Annotated in this window: 4 protein-coding genes and 2 pseudogenes; 3 read left to right on the top strand and 3 right to left on the bottom strand. The window is 50.1% G+C overall.

The window, feature by feature from the left end:
* Positions 1-467: pseudogene (locus HMPREF1028_RS09405) on the top strand (IS630 family transposase); the annotation flags it as partial.
* Between the two features lie 87 nt (positions 468-554).
* On the opposite strand, the gene gap reads toward HMPREF1028_RS09405, so the two are convergent.
* A complete protein-coding gene (gap, locus tag HMPREF1028_RS09400; protein WP_009312559.1) occupies positions 555-1559 on the bottom strand; it encodes a type I glyceraldehyde-3-phosphate dehydrogenase in 1005 nt (334 codons plus the stop codon).
* Between the two features lie 568 nt (positions 1560-2127).
* On the opposite strand from gap, the gene lpxC reads away from it, so the two are divergent.
* Positions 2128-3042, top strand: a complete 915-nt coding sequence (gene lpxC, locus HMPREF1028_RS09395) for a UDP-3-O-acyl-N-acetylglucosamine deacetylase (protein WP_009312558.1) — start codon at positions 2128-2130, stop codon at positions 3040-3042.
* A gap of 312 nt (positions 3043-3354) precedes the next feature.
* Here the strand turns inward: lpxC and ggt are convergent, their stop codons facing one another.
* Positions 3355-5124: a gamma-glutamyltransferase gene (ggt, locus tag HMPREF1028_RS09390; RefSeq protein ID WP_009312557.1), complete on the bottom strand. Its 1770-nt coding sequence runs from the start codon at positions 5122-5124 to the stop codon at positions 3355-3357.
* A 478-nt stretch (positions 5125-5602) separates the two neighbouring features.
* Here ggt and gnd point away from each other — a divergent pair, with 478 nt between their 5' ends.
* Positions 5603-7051 (top strand): decarboxylating NADP(+)-dependent phosphogluconate dehydrogenase, encoded by a 1449-nt coding sequence (gene gnd / locus HMPREF1028_RS09385; protein WP_003766527.1) that lies wholly within the window; start codon positions 5603-5605, stop codon positions 7049-7051.
* Positions 7052-7182: 131 nt separating this feature from the next.
* Here gnd and HMPREF1028_RS13800 read toward each other — a convergent pair.
* A pseudogene (locus HMPREF1028_RS13800) lies at positions 7183-7664 on the bottom strand (transposase); the annotation flags it as partial.

The raw sequence follows: 7664 nt of genomic DNA, 5'->3' as shown, positions 1-7664 counted from the left end.
CCGACTACCAACGTGTTTATTTGGATGAAACAGGATTTGATCGCTACCTGTTCCGTCCCTATGCCCGCAGCCTGAAAGGGCAAATAGTGAAAGCGCAGATAAGTGGAAAAAGATACCGACGCTTATCTCTGGTGTCCGCACAAGTCGGCAACCGGCTGATTGCTCCGATGGTTTATCAAAATACGATGACCGGAGTCTTTTTTGAAGCGTGGTTTCAGCAATGCCTACTGCCCGCATTGACTCAAAAATCGGTGATTATTTTAGATAATGCACGATTTCACCGTATGGGTGTCTTACGGGAAATGGCGGAAAAATGGGGACATAAGGTATTACCTCTTGCACCTTATTCACCTGAGCTCAACCCGATTGAGAAGGTGTGGGCGAATATTAAGCGGTATCTGCGAACCGTATTGTCTGATTACGCCCGATTTGACGATGCATTACTATCCTATTTTGATTTTAATTGACTATAAAAACAAGGTCGTCTGAAAAAATTTTCAGACGACCTTTTTCTCTTACTTATCCACAGACTGGTTTACCCAATCCGAAATCTTTTAGATTTTGCCTGCGAAGTATTCCAAAGTGCGGACGAGTTGGCAGGTGTAGGACATTTCGTTGTCGTACCAGGCAACGGTTTTCACCAGTTGTTTGTCGCCTACGGTCATCACGCGGGTTTGGGTGGCATCGAAGAGCGAGCCGTATTCGATACCGATGACATCAGAAGAAACGATTTGATCTTCGGTGTATCCGTAAGATTCGTTGGCGGCGGCTTTCATCGCGGCGTTGATTTCTTCTTTGGTCACGGGGCGTTCGAGGACGGAAACCAATTCGGTCAGCGAGCCGGTGGCAACGGGGACGCGTTGGGCAGATCCGTCGAGTTTGCCGTTCAATTCGGGGATAACCAGACCGATGGCTTTGGCGGCGCCGGTGCTGTTGGGCACGATGTTGAGCGCGGCGGCGCGGGCGCGGCGCAAATCGCCTTTGCGGTGCGGCGCGTCAAGGGTATTTTGGTCGCCGGTATAGGCGTGGATGGTGGTCATCAGGCCTTCGACTACGCCGAACTCTTTTTGCAGGACTGCCGCCATCGGGGCGAGGCAGTTGGTGGTGCAGGAAGCGGCGGAGATGACGGTTTCGCTGCCGTCCAAAATGTCTTGGTTTACGCCATATACGACGGTTTTCACATCATTGCCGCCGGGGGCGGAAATAACGACTTTGCGCGCACCGGCGCGGATGTGGGCTTCGGCTTTGGTTTTGCTGGTAAAGAAGCCGGTACATTCGAGGACGACGTCCACGCCCAATTCGCCCCAAGGCAATTCTTCAGGATTCGGATTGGCGAAGACTTTGATTTCTTTGCCGTTCACCACGATGGCATCGTCTTTCAATTCGGCAGTACCTTGGAAGCGGCCTTGGGTGCTGTCGTATTTGAAAAGGTGCAGCAGCATATCGGCAGGGGTCAGGTCGTTGACGGCGACGACTTCGATGCCTTTGGCTTTTTCAATTTGACGCAATGCCAGACGGCCGATGCGGCCGAAACCGTTAATCGCTACTTTGATGCTCATTTTGATACTCCTGTCAGTAGGGAAAGGGATAAATTTCAATAAGGGCTATTGTATCCTGAAATAAAACTACTACCTAGAATTACACGATGCTACTTTTAAAATGTTTGATTTAAATAAAAAAACCGTGAAATAGGTCGTCTGAAAATGCAGATTGGTACGGTTTGTCCCCATATTTGGGGATAAATTTTGGTTGTTTTTAAAATTAATATGTAATTATTTAAAAAATGATGATAGTGATGAGTGTATCCCCGTTTTGTGGATAACCTTATTACTGATTGTATAATCAAATTGTTGGATTCATTTAAAGGCTGCGTTCAAGTTTTGTTTTTTATGAGAACAAAGTCGGATAATCTGTAATCGTTTGAATTTTTCTGTGGATAAAATCGGATTTTTCCACTCGGATTACACGGCATATTGTGGATAAACTTACCGGTACAAAGGGTCGTCTGAAAAATCTATGGTTCTGAAACACCTACATTAGCAAATACTATTAAAAATAATGGATTATTTTTTCCTTTTTATCGTATTATCCAAACATCAAACCAATTATTGAATAAGGAGGCGGTTTATGCTGCAACGAACTTTGGCAAAATCCATCAGCGTAACCGGCGTCGGGCTGCATTCGGGCGAACGGGTCGCGCTGACCCTGCACCCCGCGCCTGAAAACAGCGGGATTTCTTTCCGCCGTACCGATTTGGACGGCGAAATGGGCGAAACCATCAAACTTACGCCTTACCTCATCAACGATACGCGCCTGTCGTCCACTATCGTAACCGACAAAGGCGTGCGTGTCGGCACGATCGAACACATCATGTCCGCGCTGTCCGCCTACGGCATCGACAATGCGCTGATTGAGTTAAACGCGCCCGAAATCCCGATTATGGACGGCTCCAGCCTGCCGTTTATTTATCTTTTACAAGATGCGGGCGTTGTCGATCAAAAGGCGCAAAAGCGGTTTTTGAAAATCCTCAAGCCCGTTGAAGTCAAGGAGGCGGGCAAATGGGTGCGCTTTACGCCGTATGACGGCTTTAAAGTGACGCTGACCATCGAATTCGACCATCCGGTTTTCAACCGCAGCTCGCCCACTTTTGAAATCGATTTCGCGGGCAAGTCCTACATCGACGAAATCGCGCGCGCGCGAACCTTCGGCTTTATGCACGAAGTAGAAATGATGCGCGCCCACAATCTCGGGCTGGGCGGCAATTTGAACAACGCCATCGTGATTGACGACATGGACGTTTTGAATCCGGAAGGTTTGCGTTATCCCGACGAGTTTGTCCGCCACAAAATCCTCGATGCCATCGGCGATTTGTATATTGTCGGACACCCGATTATCGGCGCATTTGAAGGCTACAAATCCGGCCACGCCATCAACAACGCCTTATTGCGTGCGGTTTTGGCGGACGAAACCGCTTACGAATGGGTGGAATTTGGTGACGATGAGAATTTGCCATCCGCCTTCCACGAGCTGCCGGCGGCTTGAAATAAGACAGCGTACAAAAAGGTTGTGGATGATTGTTTATCCACAGCCTTTTTATTGAATAAAGGTCGTCTGAAATCTTGGTTTTAAGTTTTCAGACGACCTTTCAATAAAACAAAACCATCTCCCGCCAATATTTCAGACATGATTATCCACATGGCTATCTAATCTATCCTTCTGAAAAATAAAAAGATTATATTTTTTCTCAAATTTTATACACACTTTATCCATAGCTTTTCTCCAGCAATAAAAAAGGTCGTCTGAAAACCCAAATTTGGATTTCAGACGACCTTTTATCCACAAGCTGATCGGTGATCAATCGCCCATGACTTTACCTTCGCGGCGCGGGTCGGCACCGCCGAGCAAACCGTCTTTGCCGATCACAATGCCTTGTACGCCGGAATTCAAATCGCGGATTTGGACTTTGTAGCCCAGTTTTTCCAATGCTATCGCTTTATCCGTCGCAGCGGTTTTTTCCTCGATTTCATACTGGCCGCCGCGATTGAGCATATTCGGCAGAGAGATTGCCGCCTGAATGTCCATGCCCCAGTCGATATGCGCCACCAGCGTTTTGGCGACGAAACCGATGATGCGGCTGCCGCCGGGCGAACCGACCGCCAAATAAGGCTTGCCGCCTTTCATCACAATGGTCGGCGCCATCGAAGAACGCGGCCGTTTGCCGCCCGCCACGCTGTTTGCCACCGTTTTACCGTCCGCGCCGACAGGGTTGAAAGCAAAATCGGTCAATTCATTGTTGAGCAGATAACCGTTTGCCATCAGTCCCGAGCCGAACGCGTTTTCAATCGAAGTCGTCATCGACACGACGTTGCCGTCTTTATCCACAACCACCAAATGGCTGGTGGACGGCAGCTCTACCGCCATACCCTGCGCGTATGCCTTACCGACCCGACCCGCCTGAATGTTTTCCAACGCCTTGTCGGATTGGCGGATTTCTTCGGCACGCGGTTTCAGGTAAGCCTGAGAAATCAGGGCACGGGTCGGGACGTTGACAAACGCGGGATCGCCGACGTAATAATCACGGTCGGCAAACGCAATCCGCGACGCATCGCCTATCCAGCGCCAACTGTGGATATTTTCCGCGCCCAACGCCTTCATATCCTGATTTTGCAGGACGCCCAAAATCTCGCCCAAAGCAATCGCGCCCGAACTTGGCGCGCCCATGCCGCAGACTTCGTATTCACGATACGGCGCGCAAACCGGTTCGCGCTCGATAACGCGGTAGTTTTTCAAATCCGCCATGCTGATTTTGCCGGGGTTATCCACAGCGCCGGTAACGGCACGGACAATATTCTGCGCCTGCGCCCCCTGATAAAACGGCGCGCTGCCTTTTTCCGCCAACAGACGCACGGAGCGGGCAAATTCAGGGTTTTTCAACACCGTTCCCGCTGCCAAAGGCTTGCCGTCGGGCAGGAAATACGCGGCGGTTTGCGGATAACGTTTCAAAGGCTCCAGATTCTGCTCGATGGATTTCGCCATGCGCGGTGAAACGGTAAAGCCTTGTTCCGCCAAAGCAATCGGTTTGTCAAACAGACTTGCCCAAGGCAATTTGCCGTAACGCTTGTGGACATCTTCCAGCAGCTTCGGAATCCCCGGCACACCGACCGAACGGCCGCCGACCACTGCGTTCATAAAGCCCATCGGCTTGCCGTTTTCATCCAAGAAAAGCGCCGGCGTTGCCGCTTTCGGCGCCGTTTCTCGGGCATCAAACGTCGTCAGTTTTTTCGCCTTATTGTCCCAATACACCAAAAACGCACCGCCGCCCAAACCGGAAGACTGCGGCTCGGTCAGTCCCAGCGTGGTCTGCATGGCGATCATCGCATCTATCGCGCTACCGCCGCGTTTCAAAACTTCATATCCCGCCTCGGTTGCCAACGGATTGGCAGACGCCGCCATATAATGTTTGGCGCGGATCAATTTCTGCTCGGTCAGCCCCGTCCCTTGTTCCGGCGCACGGTTATCCACAGCCGTCGGCACAGGCGCGGCATCAGGTTTCTGCATCGGCTGGTGCGCGCACGCTGCCAAAACCAAAACAACCAACAGGTTTAAGCTAAAGGAAAATTTCATATCTGCTCCCTTTTAGTTGAGATATTTTTCAGAAGACCTGCGGTTGAAAAACACAAAAGGTCGTCTGAAACATGAAAACCGATTGGACTGTTTATCTCTTCGGACAGTTCCGTTTGAGCCCGGTATAAAACCGGCAGGCTGTGTGTATAGCCGGAAAGTTATACACAAAACCAAACCGGATTTCAAAATTATCCACATCTGCAAACAAGGCAAACAGCAGTTTATCCGCATTCAAAATCTGCATTCAACTTATTGAACTGAAAAAGGAATAAAAGTTATACACAAACAAATGCGCGACTCAATATAATCATCCATTTATTATTTAAAATCTTATTTATAGTTTGTTTCCCAACGCGCAGCCAAAGCCCGCAACGTAAAGGCATCTTTTCAAAAAATTAGATAGTTAAGGATTGTTAAACCTCTGTAAATCAGATAGAGTTACGGCTGATAAATTAAATTAATAATGGAGCTTCCATCAATGAAAGGCGATATCGGCGTCATCGGCTTGGCCGTTATGGGTCAAAATTTGATTTTGAATATGAACGATCACGGTTTCAAAGTCGTGGCGTACAACCGGACCACTGCTAAAGTAGACGATTTTCTCAACGGCGCAGCCAAAGGCACCAACATTATCGGTGCCTATTCATTGCAAGATTTAGTGGATAAACTGGAAAAACCGCGCAAAATCATGATGATGGTACGCGCAGGTTCTGTCGTGGATGACTTTATCGAGCAACTTGTCCCGCTTTTGGACCAAGGCGACATTATTATTGACGGCGGCAACGCCAACTATCCCGATTCCACCCGCCGCACGCACGAGCTGGCGGCAAAAGGCATCCGCTTTATCGGCGCGGGCGTTTCCGGCGGTGAAGAAGGCGCGCGTCACGGCCCGTCTATCATGCCCGGCGGCGACGAAGCCGCATGGCCTGCCGTCAAACCCATCTTCCAAGCCATTGCCGCCAAAACCCCGCAAGGCGAACCCTGCTGCGACTGGGTCGGCCGCGACGGCGCAGGCCATTTCGTCAAAATGGTGCACAACGGCATCGAATACGGCGATATGCAGTTGATTTGCGAAGCCTACCAATTCATGAAAGACGGCTTGGGTCTGAGCTACGACGAAATGCACCGCATTTTCAGCGAATGGAACCAAACCGAGCTGGATTCCTACCTGATTGAAATCACCGCCGCGATTTTGGGCTACAAAGACGAAAACGGCGAACCTTTGGTCGAAAAAATCCTCGATACCGCCGGACAAAAAGGCACAGGCAAATGGACCGGCATCAACGCCCTCGACTTAGGTATCCCGCTGACGCTGATTTCCGAAGCCGTGTTCGCCCGCTGCGTATCCGCGTTCAAAGACCAACGCGTTCAAACCGGCCGCTTGTTCGGCAAAACCGTTACCCCCGTTGACGGCGACAAAGCCGCATGGGTCGAAGCCCTGCGCCAAGCCCTGTTGGCATCCAAAATCATCTCCTACGCACAAGGTTTCATGCTCATCCGCGAAGCCAGCGAAAACAACGATTGGGCATTGAACTACGGCAACACCGCCCTTCTGTGGCGCGAAGGCTGCATCATCCGCAGCGCGTTCTTGGGCAACATCCGCGACGCATACGAAGCCAATCCCGATTTGGTGTTCTTGGGTTCCGACCCCTATTTCAAAGGCGTATTGGAAAACTGCCTGCCCGCATGGCGCAAAGTCGTCGCCAAAGCCATCGAATGCGGCATCCCCATGCCCTGCATGGCTTCCGCGATTACCTTCCTCGACGGCTACACCACCGAACGCCTGCCCGCCAACCTGCTGCAAGCCCAACGCGACTACTTCGGCGCGCACACCTACGAGCGTACCGACAAACCGCGCGGCGAATTCTTCCACACCAACTGGACAGGCAAAGGCGGCGATACCGCATCGACCACTTACGATATTTGATTTGTCTGAATCAGCGAAAAGGTCGTTTGAAAACCCAAAACTTATGGTTTTCAGACGATCTTTTTATTTGAACCTTTCAATTTGAGGTACGCTTGTTATGGAAATCTCAACGACAAATTTCGATTTTATAGTCAATTAAAATCAAAATAGGACAGTAATGCATCGTCAAATCGGGCGTAATCAGACAATACGGTTCGCAGATACCGCTTAATATTCGCCCACACCTTCTCAATCGGGTTGAGCTCAGGTGAATAAGGTGCAAGAGGTAATACCTTATGTCCCCATTTTTCCGCCATTTCCCGTAAGACACCCATACGGTGAAATCGTGCATTATCTAAAATAATCACCGATTTTTGAGTCAATGCGGGCAGTAGGCATTGCTGAAACCACGCTTCAAAAAGACTCCGGTCATCGTATTTTGATAAACCATCGGAGCAATCAGCCGGTTGCCGACTTGTGCGGACACCAGAGATAAGCGTCGGTATCTTTTTCCACTTATCTGCGCTTTCACTATTGCCCTTTCGGGCTGCGGCATACGGGACGGACAGGTAGCGGTCAAATCCTGTTCATCCAAATAACACGTTGGTAGTCGGAAAATTCGGCCAGCTGTGTC

The sequence above is a fragment of the Neisseria sp. GT4A_CT1 genome (genome assembly GCF_000227275.1).
Classification (GTDB): domain Bacteria; phylum Pseudomonadota; class Gammaproteobacteria; order Burkholderiales; family Neisseriaceae; genus Neisseria.
Note: the sequence above shows the minus strand (reverse complement) of the source record. Positions and strands in the feature narration are given on the sequence as shown.

Coding starts and splice junctions, on each gene's coding strand:
- gap (WP_009312559.1), bottom strand. CDS start 1,559: ATGAGCATCAAAGTAGCGATTAACGGTTTCGGCCGCATCGGCCGTCTG.
- lpxC (WP_009312558.1), top strand. CDS start 2,128: ATGCTGCAACGAACTTTGGCAAAATCCATCAGCGTAACCGGCGTCGGG.
- gnd (WP_003766527.1), top strand. CDS start 5,603: ATGAAAGGCGATATCGGCGTCATCGGCTTGGCCGTTATGGGTCAAAAT.
- ggt (WP_009312557.1), bottom strand. CDS start 5,124: ATGAAATTTTCCTTTAGCTTAAACCTGTTGGTTGTTTTGGTTTTGGCA.